The sequence below is a fragment of the Achromobacter sp. Root565 genome (assembly GCF_001427425.1).
GTDB classification, from domain to species: domain Bacteria; phylum Pseudomonadota; class Gammaproteobacteria; order Burkholderiales; family Burkholderiaceae_B; genus Achromobacter; species Achromobacter spanius_D.
Window position 1 is genome coordinate 1,753,532 of the sequence record NZ_LMGO01000001.1, and the last position, 17,842, is coordinate 1,771,373.

A 17,842-nucleotide genomic window follows, 5' to 3' on the forward strand; every position below is an offset into this window, starting at 1 on the left:
CGCCAAGGACGAGGTGCCGACCCTGACGGAAGAACCGGAATCGCCAAAAGAATCAGCCGCCCGCCCCGCTCCCGATTCCGCCATTTACCGGGCTGATGCGCTGCAGCCATGCCGGTCGAGGCGCCGCGTCCAGCCAGTTCTTGACGATCAATCCCAGCTCCGTATCGCCGGCGATACGCAAGCGGCGCTGAAAGAACAAGGTATCGGCATCGGTTTCCGCGCGCATCAGCGCCAGGAAGTCGGCCAGTTTTGCACCCAGTTCCAGTTCGGCGGCGCCAGCTTGCGGCCCCTTGTTCCACAGCGGCCGGAACGCGCCGTCGCGCACCACGAAGCTGCTGCGCAACCCCAGGTCTTCGACGGTGATGGCAAACGTGCGTCCGTTCAGCTCTGCCGGCGGCTCCAGCCACTTGAACCGGCGGGCAAGTTCAAGTCCCGCGACAAAATGCAGGGACACGAAGGGTCCCGGCACGCACTTGCCCAGCTTGGCCAGCATGGGCGGTAGATTCAGGGCTGCGCTCATGCGGCGGCCTCCTGCAGGCCGATGCCGGCCTGCCCGTAGTAGTAACCATTGCAGCGGCCGATTCCCGCGGGCGGCGACACCGGCTCGGGCTTGACGCCTTGGCGCGTAGCGTCCAGTGCCGCAATCGCTTCCAGCGTGCCCGCTGATTGCGGGCTGATGCGCAGGACGTCGACGCCCATGCCCACCAATTCGGGCGCTTCGGCCAACAAGTCCAGGCACGCCGCCGATTGGACCTGGATGCCATTGATGCCCAAGAATTCGCGGGATTCTCGGGTGCGCATGTCCAGGCCGTCGGGATGCTCGATGCAGCGGAAGCCACAGTCGTCTTTCTTCAGGCGGAAGTGCCGCGCCGTGAAGCAGCGCGCCGAAAACGCCAGCGCCATCCTGCCCCACACCATGACTTCCGCCTGCATGCCGGGGGGACGCTCGCGCAGCAACTGTTCCAACGTGGGTCCGTCCATTTCGAGCGGGGCGACAAAACGCACGGCGCCGCGGCTGGCCAGCCAGGTCAGCGTGCCGCCGTGATAGGCGTTGACGTGCGGGCCAGCAACAAAGCCGCGGCCGCTCAGATGGCGTACCGCGCCCAGTTCGCCGGCCTCGACCATGAAATCCTGCTGCTCGCACAGCTTTTTAAGGGCGCTGGCCTCGGCGCCGGTCTCGATCAATGTGCGGCCCGACAGCACGACCGTCTTGCCCACCGCGCGCAGATCACGCGCCAGTTCAAGCCAATCGTCGGCGCGCAGCTCATGACGCCGGCTACAGACCGTCTCGCCGATGTAAACGATGTCCGCGGGGCTTTCCGCGACGGCGGCGTAAAAATCCATGGCGCGCTGGCGCGGCCAGTAATACAGCAAGGGGCCGACGGAAATCTGGAATGGGATGGAGGTCATTTCCATGGACGTTCGAAAGCGCCTTGTGTGACTTGTGAACCCTCGGCATGGCGCGCCAGCATGGCGTTCCATTCGGGGCGCGGAGAAAAGCGCGACGCGTCCGCGTGCACGCTGTCCAGCGCCGCGCGCAGCGTGGACACCACCTGCGTGACATACGCCGGACTACGCTGGCGCCCTTCGATCTTGATGGCGGACACGCCCATCTCGGCCAGCTCGGGCAACAGGCCGATGGCGTTCAGGCTGGTGGGTTCTTCAAGCGCGTGGTCGGCTTGCCCGTCCACTTCGAACCGGCCCTTGCACAGCGTGGGGTACGCAGCCGGTTCGCCGGGTTCGTAGCGGTCGATGAGAATGCCGGACAGGCGCGCATCCATGCGGCCGTCTTCTTCGACCCAGCGCACCGCGTGCGCGGGCGAACAGACGCCCTTGTTGTTGGGAGAATCGCCGGTGGCGTATGACGACAGCAGGCAGCGCCCTTCGGCCATGACGCACAGGCTGCCAAAACCAAAGACCTCGACCTCGACACTGACGTTGGCGCAAATGCGCGCGATTTCCGTCAATGTCAGCACGCGTGGCAACACCACGCGGCGGATGCCGAACTGTTCCTTCATGAGCTCGATGGCGTCAGTATGGGTGGCCGACCCCTGCACCGACAGATGCAGGCGCAGATCGGGATAGCGGTCGCTGGCGTAGGCCAGGAGGCCCGGATCGGCCATGATGACGGCGTCGGCGCCAAGGTCATGGGCGGCGTCGACGGCAGCCCGCCATTCCGCCATACGACCTGCCTGCACAAACGTGTTGATGGCGAACAGCACATGCCGGTTGTGGCGATGCGCCAGTTCGACGCCCGCGCGGATGTCCGCTTCGGTGAAATTGAGCCCGGCAAAGTTGCGGGCATTGGTGGCGTTCTTGAGCCCGAGATAGACGGTGTCGGCGCCCGCTTCAATCGCCGCTTTCAAGGCGGCCAGACTGCCTGCCGGGGCCACGAGCTCTATGGGAGAGGTTCGAGTTTGCATGACGGCCAGTCTATGGGCCGCCCGTCCCCCGGGCCTTGTCGAAAATCAAACGGCGCGGCGCGCGCGGCGCCTTTTTTTAGGACTATTCCTCGGTGTACAAGCCGCGTTCCACGGCATACACCGCGACCTGCACGCGACTGGTCAGATTGAGCTTTTTCAGCACGTTCTGCACATGGATCTTGACGGTGCTTTCGCTGACATCCAGTTCGCGCGCAATGACCTTGTTGCTGGCCCCGCGTGCCAGCCACTGCACGATCTGCGTTTCGCGCGCGGTGAGGCGGTGGCGCTCGGCCGTGCCGGGCGGCGGCGGCGTCTGGCTGGCCTGTCCGCGAAACTGTTCGACCAGCTTGGCCGTCATGCTGTCCGCAATGACGGCTTCGCCGTTGGCGGCGCGGCGGATGGCGGCCACCAGCGCGTCCGCGTCGATGTTCTTGACGAGATAACCGCGCGCGCCGTCGCGCAGCGCCTGGCCAAGCTCGTCGGCTTCTTCTGACACGGTCAGGATGATGACCGCGCAGTTGGGTAGATCTTGCGTCAGGAGTTGCAGCGTTTCCAGCCCCGACAGGCCGGGCAGGTTCAGGTCCAGCAGGACGACGTCAGGTTTGAGTTCCTGGGCGCGCTTCAGGCCTTCGACGCCGTCCCCCGCCTCGGCCACGACCTCGAAGTCGGGCTGGCGCTGCAACAGCAGGCGGACACCGGAGCGGAACAGGGTGTGGTCGTCGATGAGCAGGATTCGGATGGTCATGATGGGCGAGGATGTCAGGCGGCCTGGCGCTCGGCGCCAGGCAAGGTGAGCGCCACGCGCGTGCCGGCGCCGGGCTGCGATTCGAGTTTTATCACGGCGCGCATCCGGGCGGCGCGCTCGCGCATGATGTGCAGGCCAACATGGGATTCGCCCCGGTCGGCAACGTCGGCCGGGTCGTACCCCTGGCCGTCGTCAGCGATCAGCAGGGTGAAGTCCCGGCCATTTTCCACGGCGATGCGCACGCGGCTGGCCTCGGAATGCTTGCGCACATTGGACAGCGCTTCCTGCAGGATGAACAGCACCTGCAACTGCTGCTCGGGCTGCAGCTGCGCGCCTTCACCCTGGCTGAAGGTCAGTTCGGTTTCAATGGAGGTCTGGCGGCGGAAACGGGCAACCGTGTCTTCAATGGCGGCCTGCAGGTCGCCCTGCGACAGCTTGCTGCGGAAGTTGGTCAGGAGCTCGCGCACGTCCTGGTAGCTTTCGTCCACGCCGGTGCGCAGGAGCGGCAGGATTTCGCTGACCTCTTCTTCGTCGCCGCGCTTGATGGCGGCATCCAGCATCTGCAGTTGCAGGTTCAGGAAGTTCAGTCCTTGCGCCAGGCTGTCGTGCAGACCCTGGGCCACCAGCCCGCGCTCTTGCACCACGGCCAGCTGGCGCGCCTGCGCGCTCAGGCGCCGGTTGTCCAGCGCCACGCCCAGGTGCTGGCCCAGCGTTTCCAGGAGCTGCGACTCCGACGCCAGCAAGCGGCGCTGCGTGCGGAAATGCAGCGAATACGAGCCGAGGACTTCGTCGCGCGTCACGATGCGGAACACCGCCACGCTGGCAAAGCCGTCCCGCTGGCAGTTCAGGTCCAGGTCCGGCGGCGACTGGCGGAAATCCTGGATGACGATGACGCCGGCCTGACGGGTGGCGACGCCGCAATAGCAGTCGTCGACCTTCATGCAGTGTTCGGATTCGACCAGTTCGTCGGACAGCCCCACCGACACCACGAGGTTGAGCTTTTCGTTGTTGGGATCCAGCGCGCGGATGCTGCCCGCGTCCGCATCGAACTGCAGCATGACCCGGCGCAGGAAGCCATCGCACATGGCCTCGATCTCGTTGGGCTGGTTCAGGAACGCGGCCATGTCGTATAGCGCCCCGATGTCGCGGTTCTGCGCGGCAAGCTGCGCCGTCTTCTGTTCGACCCGCTGCTCCAGGCTGGTGTACAGGTCTTGAAGCTCGTCCGCCATGCGGTTGTAGCCGCGGGCCAGCACGCCGAACTCGTCCTGGCTTTCCACGGGCAGGCGGGTGCTGAACTCGCGGTCGGCCATGCGCTGCAGGCCGTCGCGCAGCCGCAGCACGGGCGAAATGATCCACAAGTACAGCAGGTAGATCATGGCCAGCGTGCCCGCGCTGGCAATCGCCGCAAGCACGCCCTGCGACAGGCGCAGCGACGTGGTCTTGCCGGCGTTGTCCTGTTCGATCATGCGGACCAGTGTATCGGCGCGGGCCACGAACTCGGGCAGCGTTTCCAGGTAACTTGAAGCGTCCGGCTGGCCGATGGAACGCAGGGCCGCGGGCTTCATGATGTCGCGCCAGTACGCGGCCACGTCGTGCCACTGGGCGCGGATGGCGTTGTCGTTGGGAATGAAAAGCGGCCGCGCGGGATTGCCCCGTGCCAGCCGCGCAATGGTCTCGTCCAGGATGGTGACCTGTTCCGTGGTGCGCACTTCGCGGCCGGCTTGCGGCCGCATCAGTTCGACGGCGACGCGATTGGCCCGCATCCGCAGGCTGCCGGTGTCGTTGATGGCGGCGCCCGCGCCTTCCAGTTGCCAGGACAGCCACAACGTCCAGCTCACCATGGACAGCACGACGATCAGCGCCAGCAAGGAACTGGCCACGATGCGCGTGGACAGGCGGTGCCGGGGCGACGGCAGCGCGTCGGATTGGGCGGCGGTATCTGTGGACTTCATGAATATCGAGGCAGGAAGCGCATTTCGGATGTCAGTGTAGTCGCTTCCCGCCGCCTTCCCGGCGTGCACGTGCCCGTTCTGTCACGCCCACAATCAAACCAGACCAAGGGTGCGGCACAGAAAGTCCGCAACCTTTGCAGGTTCGTTCAGCGGCAGGCAGGGCAATGCGATGTCAAGCGGCGCGTCGGTCACGACCGCCAGGAAGGTGGGGTCTTCGATGTGCAGTGGCGGCTTGCCGAGCGCCGGGCGGTAGACCTCGATGCGCGGAATCGCCGCCTGCTTGAAACCTTCGACCAGCACGAGATCGGCAGGCGACAGCCGCGCCAGTTGCGCCTCCAGGGTGGGTTCCGGCGTGTCGCGCAGTTCATGCACGATGGCGTACCGGAACGGTGAGGCGATCATGACTTCCTGCGCGCCGGCGGTGCGAAAGCGCGCGCTGTCCTTGCCCGGCGGCTCCATTTCAAAGTCGTGATGGCTGTGTTTGATGACGCTCACGCGCAGGCCGCACGCGCCAAGCAGCGGCAACATCGCTTCGATCAGAGTGGTTTTGCCGCTGCCAGAGCGGCCGGCGATACCGAATACGGGAGTCATACGAGGGCGGGTTCCGTCAGCAAGGGACATACGATGGGCAGAAACGTGTCCGCCCGCGGGGAGTATGCCAGCAAAGCGCCCGCCACCAGGTCAAAGTACCAGCCGTGCAGCGACAGGCTGCCCGCGTCGACCGCCCGCCGCACGAACGGCAGGTCTTCCAGATTGCGCAGCGAGATCAGGATGGAGGCCTGTTCGCACGCGCGCCGGCGCTCTTCTTTCGAGGCATCCGGCAGTTGCCGCAGCACCTGCTCGCGCGCCGGTTCGGCGATGTCCATCCAGCGCCCCAGATAGTCGGTTTCGCCATCGCGGCGAATGCCGCGTTCCATCAGGGCGCGGATGCCGCCGCATTGCGCGTGGCCCAGCACGATGATGCGGCTGACCTGCAATTGCTCGACCGCGAACTGGATGGCCGCCAGCACGCCCTGCAGTCCACGGTCCTTGCTGCACGGCGGCACCAGATTGGCCACATTGCGTACGGTGAAGATGTCGCCGGGGTCGCAGCCCAGCAACATGGCCGGATCCACCCGCGAATCGCAGCAGCCGATCAAGAGCGTGCTGGGATGCTGGCCGTCGCGCAGGTTGCGGTACAGCGATGGCGCGTCTTCGTAGTATTGCTGCTGAAAGCGCTGGAAGCCGCCGACGAGTCGTTCAAGGTCTTGCATGTCAGCCTCCCGTTTGCGCCATGAAGCGCACGATGCGTTCGGGGCGGGCGTTGAAGTCATGGCGTTCCGGCTTGGCCGCGATGCCCGCCCGGATGGCCTGGATGAGGTCGGCGTCGCTGGCGCCCGCGCGCAGCAGGTGTCCGAGGGGCACCTGGTCTTCCTGACCCAGGCACAAATACAAGGTGCCGTCCACACCCAGCCGCACGCGGTTGCAGGTGGCACAGAAATGGCGCGACATGGGCGTGATGACGCCCAGCACGGGCGCGCCCTGCCCGCTTGTCCAGTAACGCGCCGGGCCGTTGCGCGATTCCGCCAGCGACGGCACCAGACCGGCGTCGGCCGCCAGGCGCGCGCCCATCGCATTCAGGTCGGTATGTGCGAACCCGCGGCCGCATTCGCCCATGGGCATCGGTTCGATCAGCCGCAGCACGAAGCCCTGCTCCACCGCATAGGACAGCAGGCGGCGGACTTCGGATTCGGGCGTGGCGGCATGCACCACGCTGTTCAATTTGATCGGCGAAAATCCGGCTTGGCGCGCCGCCGCCAGGCCGGCCAGCACCGAATCCAGACAGTCTCGCCCGGTGATCTGCGAGAACGCCGGAGCGTCCAGCGTGTCCAGGCTGATATTCAGACGGCTCACGCCGGCCGCGCGCAGCGACTGCGCATGGCGCACAAGCTGGGTGGCATTGGTGGAGACGGACAGGTCGCGCAGTCCGGGCATGGCGGCGATGGTGGCTGCCAGCCCGGCCACGCCCTTGCGTAATAGCGGTTCGCCGCCGGTGAGCCTGACCTTGGCCACGCCCAGGCCGACGAACAGCCCAACCAACCGGGCCATTTCGTCGTGGGACATCCAGTTGCCCGGCGTCTCGAAGCCCTTGAAGTCCTTGGGCAGGCAGTAGCTGCACCGCAGGTCGCAGCGATCGGTCACCGAGACCCGCAGATAGTCGATGCGGCGGCCAAAGCCGTCCGCCAATACGGCAGGGGCTGGCTCGTCCATCATGCGGCGCTCCCGGCGAAGACGCGTTCGGGTTCCCCATCGTCCAGGTCGATGCCGGAGATCTTGGCCCGCCCCACCAGCAGCTTGGTGTATTGCCGCCAGGCGGTGTCGCGGCTCATGGTGGTGAGCGCCGTGGCAATCTGCTTTTCCACGTGCTCGTACGGCAGCAGCCGGCCTTCGACGCGGCGTGTGACGCGCACGATGTGCAAGCCATGCCGCGTCTGCAGCAATTGCGGCAGCAGCCCGCCCGAAGGCAATGCAAACACCGCGCGTTCGAACTCCGGCACGGTGTCGCCGCGCCCGAGCTGACCCAGGTTGCCGCCCACGGCGGCAGATGGACAATTGGACTGCTCGCGGGCGACCTCGGCAAACCGCGAGGGGTCGGCCAGCAGCTCGGTCAGCACCACGTTGGCATGCGCCTTCAGCATGTCCAGGTTCACGTCGGGCGTGACCTGGAACAGGATGTGGTCGGCCTCGACCAGTTCACCCACCATGAAGCGTTCGGGGTGCATCTGGTAGAAGCGCCGGCACGCCGGGTCGTCGGCTTCAGGCGCGGGGGCCTGGCTGGCGAGCAACGCGCCGATGGCGCTTTCCTCGTCGGACACATCCAGGCCTTGCCGGCCGGCCTCGTCCAGCAGGACGCGCCGGAGCACCAGGGCCGTGACGGCCTCGCGCATGGGATTGCCGGCCTCGGCGTGCAAGGGAAGTTCACGTTCCAGATCCGCGTCGTTCAGTTCGACGCCATTGACGATGACAGGCATGTTCGGCTCCTAGGAGGGTGGATCAGCGCGGACGGACGAGCTGCCAGGCGCGACCCAGGTAGCCGATCGACGCGAAGCCGCTCCACACGTGCACCAGGCGGGTGAACGGGAAGATCACGAAGAGCGTGAGGCCCATGAACAGGTGCGCCTTGAAGAGCAGCGGCACGCCGGCGATGTAGCTGGCGGCGTCGCCCTGGAACGTGACGATGTGCTGCGCCCAGGTCATCAGGTGCACCATCATTTCGCCGTCCATGTGACCGGCCGACAGCACGATCGTGGACAGGCCCAGCAGCAGGGTCACCAGGATCCAGAGCAGCAGGATCTTGTCGCCCGGCCGGGTGGCGTGCGCGATACGCGGATCGGTCAGGCGACGATGAATCAGGATCAGAAGGCCGATCAGGCACAGTCCGCCCATCACGCCGCCGGCCACCATGGCGACCATCTGTTTGAGCGAGTGCGAGACGCCCAGCGTGTCCCACACGACGACGGGCGTGAGCAGGCCCGCCATGTGCCCGAAGAACAGGCCGATGATGCCGATGTGAAAGAGGATGTTGCCCAGCCGCAACTGGCCGCGGTGCAGCAGTTGCGAGCTGTCGGACTTCCAGGTGTATTGCTCGCGTTCAAAGCGCGCCAGGCTGCCGAGCAGGAAGATGGTCAGCGCGATGTACGGATAGATGCCGAAAAGAAACTGGTTCAGGGAGTTCATGATGCGTCGTCCTGGGCATTAATGAGTCGCGGCGGGACGGGGATGGAAGTGCACGGGCTGTGCACCGCCCCCCGAAAACGGCCGCAGCAGCGGTTCCACGCCGTCGGGGCCGGCTCCGAAGGCCTCCATCGCCTCGTCCATGTCGCGCACCGGCGCCTCGGTCTGCACGCGGGGGACCACGCGGGACTGGGCGCGCAGCACGGCGAAGACGCAGGCGTAGGAGCTTTCGCTCTTGGCCAGCCGCGCGCCGATGGCCGCCAGCACGTGGATGGCTTCGTCCAGCAGGTCCTGGGCCGTGCCGGGGTCGATGACCCCCAGGAACTCCAGGAACAGCGGCACGTGGTCCGGCAATTCCGAGACCATCGGCTCGAAGCCGTGATCGCGGTAAGTCTGCAACAGGTCCACCATGGCTTGTCCGCGGTCGCGGCTTTCGCCGTGCACGTGCTCGAACAGGTGCAGGGAATGCGAGCGGTTGCGGTCAAAAGTGGCGACGTAGTTCTCCTGCAGGGGAATCAGGTCGTTCGAGGCCAGGTAGCTCACCAGGGGCTGCAGGGTCTCCTCGGCGTCCGGATAGGCCGCCAGGGCCTCTTCCAGTTCACCCAGATAGTCCAGCAGCTCGGGCTCGGGGTAGCACAGCATGGCGGAAAGCAGTCGGTACAGGCTCATGATGTTTTCCTTTCCTCAGGCCGAAACGGCCTTCTTGCGCGACTTGGGCATTTCGATGAAGATTTCGCTGCCTTGCGGCTTGCGGCCGAACAGGGTGCCTTCCGACACGCCACCCGAGCAGCCGTTGCCGAAAGTGAAGCCGCAGCTGCCCTTCTCGTTGAAGCTGTCCTCGACCACTTCCTTGTGGCTGCTGGGCACGACGAAGCGATCTTCGTAGTTGGCGATGGCCATGATGCGGTACATGTCCTGCACCGTTTCCTCGGTCAGGCCCACCTGATCCAGCAGGGCTGTGTCACGTTCGCCGTGGACGGTCTCGGACCGCTTGAAGGCGCGCATGGCCAGCATGCGTTCCAGGGCCTGCAGCACCGGCGCTTCCTTGCCCGCGGTCAGCAGGTTGGCCAGGTAGCGAACGGGGATGCGCAAGGTCGACACGTCCGGGATCATGCCGCTCTTGCCCACGGTGCGCTGCGGCATCTTGCCCGATTCAGCGGCCGTCTGGATGGGCGACAGCGGCGGGATGTACCAGACCATCGGCAGCGTGCGGTATTCCGGGTGCAGCGGGAAGGCGACCTTCCATTCAACAGCCATCTTGTAGACGGGCGAGTTGCGCGCGGCTTCCAGCCACGATTCGGGAATGCCCTGCTCGCGCGCGGCGGCGATCACCTCGGGCGAATGCGGGTCCAGAAACAGGTCAAGCTGCGATTGGTACAGATCCTGCTCGTTCGCGGTGGACGCGGCGTTTTCGATCTGGTCGGCGTCGTACAGCAGCACGCCCAGGTAGCGGATACGGCCCACGCAGGTTTCCGAGCACACGGTCGGCTGGCCGGCCTCGATGCGCGGATAGCAGAACGTGCACTTCTCGGCCTTGCCGCTGTTCCAGTTGTAGTAGATCTTCTTGTACGGGCAGCCCGAGATGCACATGCGCCAGCCGCGGCACTTGTCCTGGTCGACCAGGACGATGCCGTCGTCTTCGCGCTTGTAGATGGAGCCGGACGGGCAGCTGGCGACACAGGCCGGGTTCAGGCAGTGTTCGCACAGGCGCGGCAGGTACATCATGAAGGTGTTCTCGAAGGTCGAGTACATCTCCTTTTGCACGCCTTCAAACAGGGCGTCACGGCTGCGCGAGCTGAATTCGCCGCCCAAGTCGTCTTCCCAGTTGGGGCCCCAATGGATCTTGTCCATTTTCTTGCCCGTCAGGACCGACACCGGACGCGCGGTGGGCGGCGTTTCCGACAGCGGCGCGTTCTTCAGGTGTTCGTAATCGAAGGTGAACGGCTCGTAGTAGTCGTCGATGGCGGGCAGGTTCGGGTTGGCGAACAGGTTGGCCAGGATGCGCAGCTTGCCGCCTTGACGCGGTTCCAGCTTGCCGGCGGCCGTGCGGCTCCAGCCGCCCTTCCACTTTTCCTGGTTTTCCCATTCCTTCGGATAGCCGATGCCGGGCTTGGTTTCCACGTTGTTGAACCAGGCATACTCGACACCGTCGCGGCTGGTCCAGACGTTCTTGCAGGTGACCGAGCAAGTGTGGCAGCCAATGCACTTGTCCAGGTTCAGCACCATGCCGATTTGGGCGCGTATCCTCATGATTGCTTCTCTTCTTGTTGCAGTTCTTCGACGAGCGGGCCTTCCAGCCAGTCCACCTTTTTCATCTTGCGCACGACCACGAATTCGTCGCGGTTGGCGCCCACGGTGCCGTAGTAGTTGAAACCGTAGGCCTGCTGGGCATAGCCGCCGATCATGTGCGTGGGCTTGAGCACCGTGCGCGTAACCGAGTTGTGGATGCCGCCGCGCTTGCCGCTGGTTTCAGCGCCCGGCACGTTCACGATCTTTTCCTGCGCGTGGTACATCAGGCACATGCCGACCGGAACGCGCTGGCTCACGACCACCCGGGCGGTCAACGTGCCGTTGACGTTGAAGACTTCGACCCAATCGTTGTCGACCAGACCGGCCTGCTTGGCCTCGGCTTCGGACACCCACACGTGGGGACCGCCGCGGCTCAGGGTCAGCATGCGCAGGTTGTCCGAATAGGTGCTGTGGATGCCCCACTTCTGGTGCGGCGTGATCCAGTTCAGGACCAGTTCCTTTTCGCCGTTCGGGTACTTGCCCAGCATGGGCGCAACCGTCTTGGTGTCGATGGCGGGCTTGTACACGCACGAGCCTTCGCCAAAGTCCAGCATCCAGCGGTGGTCCTGGTAGAACTGCTGGCGGCCCGTCAGGGTGCGCCATGGGATCAGTTCATGGACGTTGGTATAGCCGGCGTTGTAGCTGACTTCTTCGCTTTCCAGGCCAGACCAGGTGGGCGCCGAGATGATCTTGCGCGGCTGCGCCTGAATGTCGCGGAAGCGGATCTTGTCGTGCTCGCGGCCGACGGCCAGATGCGTGTGGTCGCGGCCGGTGATCTTGCCCAGCGCTTCCCACGCCTTGACCGACACGTGACCGTTGGTTTCGGGCGCGAAGGTCAGGATCATTTCGGCCGCGTCGATGGCGGTGTCCAGGCGCGGACGGCCCTGGCTGACGCCGGTCTCGGTGACGCTGTCGTTGATGCCGGCCAGCTCGTGGACCTCGTGCTGGGTATTCCAGTTGATGCCCTTGCCGCCGTTCCCCAGCTTGTCCAGCAACGGACCCACCGACGTGAACTTGCGGTAGATGTCGTTGTAGTCGCGTTCGACCACCGTCATGGACGGCGCCGTCTTGCCGGGGATCAGGTCGCACTCGCCCAGCTTCCAGTCCTTGGGTTCAAAGGCCTGGCCGAGCTCTCCCGGGGTGTCGTGCATCAGCGGGGTCAGGACCAGATCGCGGCGCTTGCCGAGGTACGGGCCGCCGATGTCGCTGAACTTCTTGGCCAGCAGCTTGTAGATTTCCCAGTCGGTCTTGCTTTCCCAGAGCGGCTGAACAGCTTCGCTGAGCGGGTGGATGAAAGGGTGCATGTCGGACGTGTTGAGGTCGTCCTTTTCGTACCAGGTGGCCGTGGGCAGCACGATGTCGCCATACAGGCACGTCGTGCTCATGCGGAAGTCCAGCACGGTAAGCAGGTCCAGCTTGCCTTCGGCCGCGTCGTCCTCGTAGGTGACTTCGGTGGGCTTGATGGCGTCGGCTTCGTCGCCGAACACGGCGTTCTGCGTGCCCAGCAGGTACTTCAGGAAGTATTCGTGGCCCTTGCCGCTGGAGCCAAGGATGTTGGAGCGCCACACGAACATGTTGCGCGGGAAGTTGGCGGGATCGTCCGGGTTTTCGCAGGACATGCGCAGTTCCCCCGACTTCATCAGTTCAACCGCGTGGGCGACGGGATCCTTGCCCAGGCTGTCGGCCTGCGCCACCACATCCAGCGGATTGGTGCGCAACTGCGGCGCCGACGGCAGCCAGCCCATGCGCTCGGCGCGGGCGTTCAGGTCGATCATGCTGAGTTCGCCGTACTTGGCGCGGTCCGCGGTGGGGCCGAGCACTTCCTGCACGTTCAGCTTTTCGTGGCGCCATTGGCTGGTGTGGGCATAGAAGAACGAGGTGCCGTTCATCTGGCGCGGCGGGCGGACCCAGTCCGAGGCGAAAGCCAGGGGCGCCCAACCGAACTGCGGGCGCAGCTTTTCCTGGCCCACATAGTGCGCCCAGCCGCCGCCGCTCTTGCCGACGCAACCGCACATCATCAGCATGTTGATGATGCCGCGGTAAATCATGTCCATGTGGTACCAGTGGTTCAGGCCGGCGCCGACGATGACCATGGACTTGCCTTCGGTGTCGTGCGCGTTCTGGGCGAATTCGCGCGCCACCTGGATGACCTGCGCGCGCGGCACGCTGGTGTGCTTTTCCTGCCAGGCGGGCGTGTAGGGAACGTCGTCGTCGTACGAGGATGCGACGTTGCCGCCGCCCAGGCCGCGGTCAAGGCCGTAGTTGGCCATCTGCAGGTCATACACGGTAGCGACCAGCGCCTCGGTGCCGTCCGCCAGGCGGATGCGGCGGGCGGGCACGTTGCGCACCAGGAGTTCGTCGTGTTCGCTGCCGAAGTACGGGAAGCCCACGCCGACCACCTCGTCCGACTGGCCCAGCAGGGTCAGCGTCGGGACGATCTCGCGGCCCGAGCCGCCGTCCTTGGATTCGAGGTTCCAGCGGCCGACCTTTTCGCCGTCGTTGACAGCGCCCTCGCCCCAGCGGAAACCGATGCTGCCGTTGGGCGCCACCAGATCGCCGGTGGACTCGTCCAGCACCAGCGTCTTCCAGTCGGGGTTGTTCTGTTCGCCGAGCCCGTTGTCGAGCTGCGAGGCGCGCAGGAAGTGATCAGGCGCGTAGAAGCCGTCGCGCTCCTTGAGCTGCACCAGCATCGGCATGTCGGTGTAGCGGCGCACGTAGTCCTTGAAGTAGGCCGACTTGCCCGAAAGGTGGAATTCCTTGAGGATGACGTGGCCCATGGCCATGGCGAGCGCGGCGTCAGTGCCCTGCTTGGGGGCCAGCCAGATGTCGCCGAACTTGACCATTTCGCCGAAGTCGCTGGACACGGCCACGGTCTTGGTGCCTTTGTAGCGGACTTCGGTGTAGAAGTGCGCGTCCGGGGTGCGGGTTTGCGGGACGTTCGAGCCCCAGACCATCAGGTAGGTGGAGTTGTACCAGTCGGCCGATTCGGGCACGTCGGTTTGTTCGCCCCAGATCTGGGGGCTGGCGGGGGGAAGATCGCAGTACCAGTCGTAGAAGCTGAGGCAGGCGCCGCCCAGAAGACTCAGGTAGCGGGCGCCGGCAGCGTAGCTGACCATGGACATGGCGGGAATCGGCGAGAACCCGATCACACGGTCCGGACCGTACTTCTTGATGGTGAGCGCGTTGGCGGCGGCAATGATTTCCGTGGCGGTGTCCCAATCGGCGCGGACGAAGCCGCCCAGGCCGCGCACCGACTTGTAGCGCTTGGCGCGCTTGGGATCCTGGCTGATCCATTCCCAAGCTGCGATGGGGTCCATGGTCTTGCGGGCTTCGCGCCACATTTCGATCAGGCGGCCGCGGATCATGGGGTACTTCACGCGCTGCGCCGAGTACACATACCAGCTGTACGAGGCGCCGCGGGGACAGCCGCGCGGCTCATGATTGGGCAGATCGGGACGGGTGCGGGGGTAGTCGGTCTGCTGGGTTTCCCAGGTGATCAGACCGTTCTTGACATAGACCTTCCAGGAGCAGGAGCCGGTGCAGTTCACGCCGTGGGTGGAACGCACCACCTTGTCGTGCTGCCAGCGGGCGCGGTAGGCGTTCTCCCACTTGCGGTCCTCGTTGACGGTTTCGCCGTGACCGTTCGCGAAGGTGGACTTCACCCGCGACATGAACTTCAACCGGTCCAGAAAATGACTCATTGTGTTTCTCCAAGAACGCCGGCCTGGCCGGCGCGTACTGCGATCAATGCTGTTGAAGCAACTTTAGGTCTGGGCTGTCTGGCGGACCATTCGCCGGTGGCACAACCCGGGTTCGGCAGAGTGACTAGTTACCGGGGTAGGCCGAACTAGTCGTGCCGCGCCGGCGGGGCTGCACACCCAGCCGGCGATCAGGCCATCAGCAAGGCACGGGCGCGTTGCGGCGCGCGTAGTACCACCAGGTGATCACCATGCAGGTGGCGTAAAAGCCGATGAAGCAAAACAGCGCGGTCTGGACGCTGCCCGTCATGTCGAGCGACGTGCCGAAGCTGCGCGGGATGAAGAAGCCGCCGTAGGCCCCGATGGCGCCGGAAAAGCCCAGCACCGCGGCCGATTCCTTGGCCGCTTCCGCCATGGCCTGCTTTTGCGCGGCCGGGCCCTTGCCCTGCGCGGCCTGCGTGCGTTCACGCAGGAAGATCACGGGGATCATGCGGAACGTCGAGCCATTGCCCAGGCCGGTCAGCGCGAACAGCACGATGAACATGGCGAGGAACCCATTGAAGTCGCCCAGGCGGCCTTCGCCCGGCAGGAACACCATGACGCCCGCCACGGCGGCGATCATGGCCGCGAAGGTGAACAGCGTGACCCGGGCGCCGCCCAGCTTGTCGGACACCCAGCCGCCCAGCGGACGCGTCAGCGACCCGACCAGCGGTCCCAGGAAGGCGTACGCCATGGGGTTGACCGTGGGGAACAGCGTCTTGGTCAGCATCGCGAAGCCCGCCGAGAAGCCGATGAACGACCCGAACGTGCCCACGTACAGCCAGCACATCAGCCAGTTGTGCTTGCGCTTGAAGATGACGGCCTGATCGGCGAACGAAGCGCGCGCATCGGCGATGTCGTTCATGCCGAACCACGCGGCGATGGACGCCAGCGCGATTGGGATCACCCAGATGAAGCCCGCGTTCTGCAGCCACAGGTTCTGCTGCGCGCCATTGGGGTTGATGACTTGGGGCTCGCCGCCGGCGGCGCCGAAGACGCCCATCGTGATGACGACCGGCACGACGAACTGCACCAGCGACACGCCCAGGTTGCCGATCCCGGCATTCAGGCCGGTGGCCAGGCCCTTCTTTTCCTTGGGAAAGAAGAAGCTGATGTTGGCCATGCTGGAGCTGAAGTTGCCGCCGCCCAGGCCGCAGAGCAGCGCCAGGATCAGAAGCGTCGGAAACGAGGTGGTCGGGTCGCGCAGCGCAAAGCCCATGCCCAGCGCCGGAATCAGCAGCGAGGCGGTGGAAATAGCCGTCCACTTGCGTCCGCCGAAGACGGGCACGAGGAACGAGTAGAAGATGCGCAGCGTGGCGCCCGACAGCGCGGGCAGCGCCGTCAGCCAGAAGAGCTGGTTCTTGGACAGCATGAAGCCGGCGCGGTCCAGGTTGACCACGACCACGCTCCACAGCATCCAGATGCTGAACGCCAGCATCAGCGCCGGGATCGAAATCCACAGGTTGCGGTTGGCGACGCGCGCGCCGGTCTGTTTCCAGAAGCCGGGATTATCCGGCTCCCAGCGCGCAAGGACTTGAGTGGACATGAGGTTCTCTCAGGATGGTGGGTGGGTCAGGCGGCTTGCTGCCGCGCGATGGCCGCGCTTTCGGGCCGGAAACTGAAGTGCATGAAAATGAGCGAGACGCAGACCGTGCCGTACAGCAGCATGAAGGCGCTGGAGCGGATGCCGGTCAGGTCGAGCAGGACGCCGAACATGATGGGAAGAATGAAGCCGCCCAGGCCGCCAGCCAGCCCGACGATGCCGGACACGGCGCCGATGTTGTCGCTGAACTCGTCAGAAATGAATTTGAAGACGGAGGCCTTGCCGATCGCCATGGCGATGCCGACGATGAACAGCAGGATGGTGAAGGTGACCGGGCCAAGCGCGATGCCGAAGGAACGCGGGCCGCCGGCGGTCATGACGGTGAACTCGGTTTGCGGGTAGCTCAGGAGGAAGAACGCGACCCAGCAGACCCACATCACCCACCACGTCGTCTTGTAGGCGCCGTAGCGGTCGGAGATCCAGCCGCCCAACGCGCGCAGCACGCCGCCAGGCAGCGAGAAACAAGCGGCCAAGAGCGCGGCCAGCTTCATGTCGAAGCCGTATTCGCCGATGTAGTACTTGGTCATCCACAGCGCCAGGGCCACGTAGCCGCCGAACACGACCGAGTAGTACTGGCAGTAGCGCCAGACGCGCGGGTCCTTGAGCATGGCGAACTGGGCGGACAACGATGCCCCGCCCGCGACGCGGTGCGAGGGATCGGACGACGAGAACATCCAGAACAGGATCGCGGTGACCAGCAGCGCCACGGCGTACACCTGCGGCACGATGACCCAGGACCCGGCGGCTGCCGCGATCAGGGCGGGCGCCACGAACTTGGTGATGGCCGAGCCCGAGTTGCCAGCGCCGAAGACGCCCATGGCCAGGCCTTGCTTGTTGCGCGGGAACCAGCGCGCCACGTAGGGCGTGCCCACCGAGAACGAGCCGCCCGTCAGGCCGACGAACAGCGCCAGCACCAGGAACTGCCAGTACTCCGTGGCGTACGACAGCAGCCAGATCGGCACCACCGCCAGCAGCATCAGCACGAAGAACACGGGGCGGCCGCCGTAGCGGTCGGTCCAGATGCCCAGCGGCACCCGCACGAGGGAGCCGGTCAGGACCGGCATGGCGGCCAGCAGGCCGAATTGCGTTTCAGACAGGCCGAGCTGGGTCTTTATGGGAATACCCAGGACGGCGAAGATCATCCACACCGCGAAACAGATGGTGAAGGCAAACGTACTGGATATCAGGACCCGCATCGGCGCGCCGGCCGAGGATTGATGTGCTGCCATGGTTGGTCTCGCTTTTTGCTGACAAATACATATGTGGGTAGCCTAAGGAGGCCACCCTTCCCTCACCATTCCCCAGCCGACCAAAGGGCCATTTCCGAAGTGCCTAGTCATGCGGGTGTTCCGGACAGCCTTGCGTTGGATCAAGCTGGC

The 17,842-nt window shown here is 65.3% G+C and carries 15 protein-coding genes; all 15 read right to left on the reverse strand.

Going from position 1 to position 17,842, the window contains the following annotated elements; translation table 11 throughout:
• Nucleotides 1-52: 52 nt before the first annotated feature.
• The gene (locus ASD71_RS07850) at nt 53-520 is read right to left on the reverse strand and encodes an SCP2 domain-containing protein (protein WP_056561727.1); all 468 of its coding nucleotides are present in this window, start codon (nt 518-520) and stop codon (nt 53-55) included.
• Nucleotides 517-1,416 carry a U32 family peptidase gene (locus ASD71_RS07855; protein ID WP_369818944.1) on the reverse strand — a complete coding sequence of 300 codons (900 nt, stop codon included), beginning with the start codon at nt 1,414-1,416 and terminating at the stop codon, nt 517-519. The genes ASD71_RS07850 and ASD71_RS07855 overlap by 4 nt, the downstream gene beginning before the upstream one ends.
• Nucleotides 1,407-2,423, reverse strand: a complete 1,017-nt coding sequence (locus ASD71_RS07860; protein WP_056561728.1) for a peptidase U32 family protein — start codon at nt 2,421-2,423, stop codon at nt 1,407-1,409. Before ASD71_RS07860 ends, ASD71_RS07855 begins: the two co-directional genes overlap by 10 nt.
• An 82-nt stretch (nt 2,424-2,505) precedes the next feature.
• Nucleotides 2,506-3,168 (reverse strand): response regulator transcription factor, encoded by a 663-nt coding sequence (locus ASD71_RS07865; protein ID WP_056561730.1) that lies wholly within the window; start codon nt 3,166-3,168, stop codon nt 2,506-2,508.
• A 14-nt stretch (nt 3,169-3,182) separates the two neighbouring features.
• A complete protein-coding gene (locus ASD71_RS07870) occupies nt 3,183-5,120 on the reverse strand; it encodes a type IV pili methyl-accepting chemotaxis transducer N-terminal domain-containing protein (protein ID WP_056561732.1) in 1,938 nt (645 codons plus the stop codon).
• A 93-nt stretch (nt 5,121-5,213) separates the two neighbouring features.
• Nucleotides 5,214-5,711, reverse strand: a complete 498-nt coding sequence (gene mobB / locus ASD71_RS07875; RefSeq protein ID WP_056561734.1) for a molybdopterin-guanine dinucleotide biosynthesis protein B — start codon at nt 5,709-5,711, stop codon at nt 5,214-5,216.
• The gene (locus ASD71_RS07880) at nt 5,708-6,373 is read right to left on the reverse strand and encodes a carbonic anhydrase (RefSeq protein ID WP_056561736.1); all 666 of its coding nucleotides are present in this window, start codon (nt 6,371-6,373) and stop codon (nt 5,708-5,710) included. The genes mobB and ASD71_RS07880 overlap by 4 nt, the downstream gene beginning before the upstream one ends.
• Nucleotide 6,374: 1 nt before the next feature.
• A complete protein-coding gene (gene moaA / locus ASD71_RS07885) occupies nt 6,375-7,373 on the reverse strand; it encodes a GTP 3',8-cyclase MoaA (protein ID WP_056561738.1) in 999 nt (332 codons plus the stop codon).
• Nucleotides 7,370-8,131 carry a peptidylprolyl isomerase gene (locus ASD71_RS07890; RefSeq protein WP_056561742.1) on the reverse strand — a complete coding sequence of 254 codons (762 nt, stop codon included), beginning with the start codon at nt 8,129-8,131 and terminating at the stop codon, nt 7,370-7,372. The genes moaA and ASD71_RS07890 overlap by 4 nt, the downstream gene beginning before the upstream one ends.
• A 22-nt stretch (nt 8,132-8,153) precedes the next feature.
• Entirely contained in the window at nt 8,154-8,837 is a 684-nt protein-coding gene (gene narI, locus ASD71_RS07895) for a respiratory nitrate reductase subunit gamma (RefSeq protein ID WP_056561744.1), read from the reverse strand.
• Between the two features lie 18 nt (nt 8,838-8,855).
• Complete coding sequence (narJ, locus tag ASD71_RS07900; protein ID WP_056561748.1) at nt 8,856-9,503, reverse strand: nitrate reductase molybdenum cofactor assembly chaperone; 648 nt, start codon at nt 9,501-9,503, stop codon at nt 8,856-8,858.
• Between the two features lie 15 nt (nt 9,504-9,518).
• Nucleotides 9,519-11,084, reverse strand: a complete 1,566-nt coding sequence (gene narH, locus ASD71_RS07905) for a nitrate reductase subunit beta (protein ID WP_056561750.1) — start codon at nt 11,082-11,084, stop codon at nt 9,519-9,521.
• A complete protein-coding gene (locus ASD71_RS07910) occupies nt 11,081-14,824 on the reverse strand; it encodes a nitrate reductase subunit alpha (protein ID WP_056561752.1) in 3,744 nt (1,247 codons plus the stop codon). The genes narH and ASD71_RS07910 overlap by 4 nt, the downstream gene beginning before the upstream one ends.
• 196 nt (nt 14,825-15,020) lie before the next feature.
• Nucleotides 15,021-16,406: a NarK family nitrate/nitrite MFS transporter gene (locus ASD71_RS07915; protein WP_056561754.1), complete on the reverse strand. Its 1,386-nt coding sequence runs from the start codon at nt 16,404-16,406 to the stop codon at nt 15,021-15,023.
• 26 nt (nt 16,407-16,432) lie between these two features.
• A complete protein-coding gene (locus ASD71_RS07920) occupies nt 16,433-17,692 on the reverse strand; it encodes a nitrate/nitrite transporter (RefSeq protein ID WP_056561758.1) in 1,260 nt (419 codons plus the stop codon).
• Nucleotides 17,693-17,842: the final 150 nt, after the last annotated feature.

What these genes read in the sequence shown, in the direction of transcription:
- moaA (WP_056561738.1), bottom strand. Translation starts at nt 7,373, where the DNA reads ATGATGGACGAGCCAGCCCCTGCCGTATTGGCGGACGGCTTTGGCCGC.
- ASD71_RS07915 (WP_056561754.1), bottom strand. Translation starts at nt 16,406, where the DNA reads ATGTCCACTCAAGTCCTTGCGCGCTGGGAGCCGGATAATCCCGGCTTC.
- narH (WP_056561750.1), bottom strand. Translation starts at nt 11,084, where the DNA reads ATGAGGATACGCGCCCAAATCGGCATGGTGCTGAACCTGGACAAGTGC.
- ASD71_RS07920 (WP_056561758.1), bottom strand. Translation starts at nt 17,692, where the DNA reads ATGGCAGCACATCAATCCTCGGCCGGCGCGCCGATGCGGGTCCTGATA.
- narI (WP_056561744.1), bottom strand. Translation starts at nt 8,837, where the DNA reads ATGAACTCCCTGAACCAGTTTCTTTTCGGCATCTATCCGTACATCGCG.
- ASD71_RS07890 (WP_056561742.1), bottom strand. Translation starts at nt 8,131, where the DNA reads ATGCCTGTCATCGTCAATGGCGTCGAACTGAACGACGCGGATCTGGAA.
- ASD71_RS07880 (WP_056561736.1), bottom strand. Translation starts at nt 6,373, where the DNA reads ATGCAAGACCTTGAACGACTCGTCGGCGGCTTCCAGCGCTTTCAGCAG.
- narJ (WP_056561748.1), bottom strand. Translation starts at nt 9,503, where the DNA reads ATGAGCCTGTACCGACTGCTTTCCGCCATGCTGTGCTACCCCGAGCCC.
- ASD71_RS07855 (WP_369818944.1), bottom strand. Translation starts at nt 1,416, where the DNA reads ATGGAAATGACCTCCATCCCATTCCAGATTTCCGTCGGCCCCTTGCTG.
- mobB (WP_056561734.1), bottom strand. Translation starts at nt 5,711, where the DNA reads ATGACTCCCGTATTCGGTATCGCCGGCCGCTCTGGCAGCGGCAAAACC.
- ASD71_RS07860 (WP_056561728.1), bottom strand. Translation starts at nt 2,423, where the DNA reads ATGCAAACTCGAACCTCTCCCATAGAGCTCGTGGCCCCGGCAGGCAGT.
- ASD71_RS07850 (WP_056561727.1), bottom strand. Translation starts at nt 520, where the DNA reads ATGAGCGCAGCCCTGAATCTACCGCCCATGCTGGCCAAGCTGGGCAAG.
- ASD71_RS07870 (WP_056561732.1), bottom strand. Translation starts at nt 5,120, where the DNA reads ATGAAGTCCACAGATACCGCCGCCCAATCCGACGCGCTGCCGTCGCCC.
- ASD71_RS07865 (WP_056561730.1), bottom strand. Translation starts at nt 3,168, where the DNA reads ATGACCATCCGAATCCTGCTCATCGACGACCACACCCTGTTCCGCTCC.
- ASD71_RS07910 (WP_056561752.1), bottom strand. Translation starts at nt 14,824, where the DNA reads ATGAGTCATTTTCTGGACCGGTTGAAGTTCATGTCGCGGGTGAAGTCC.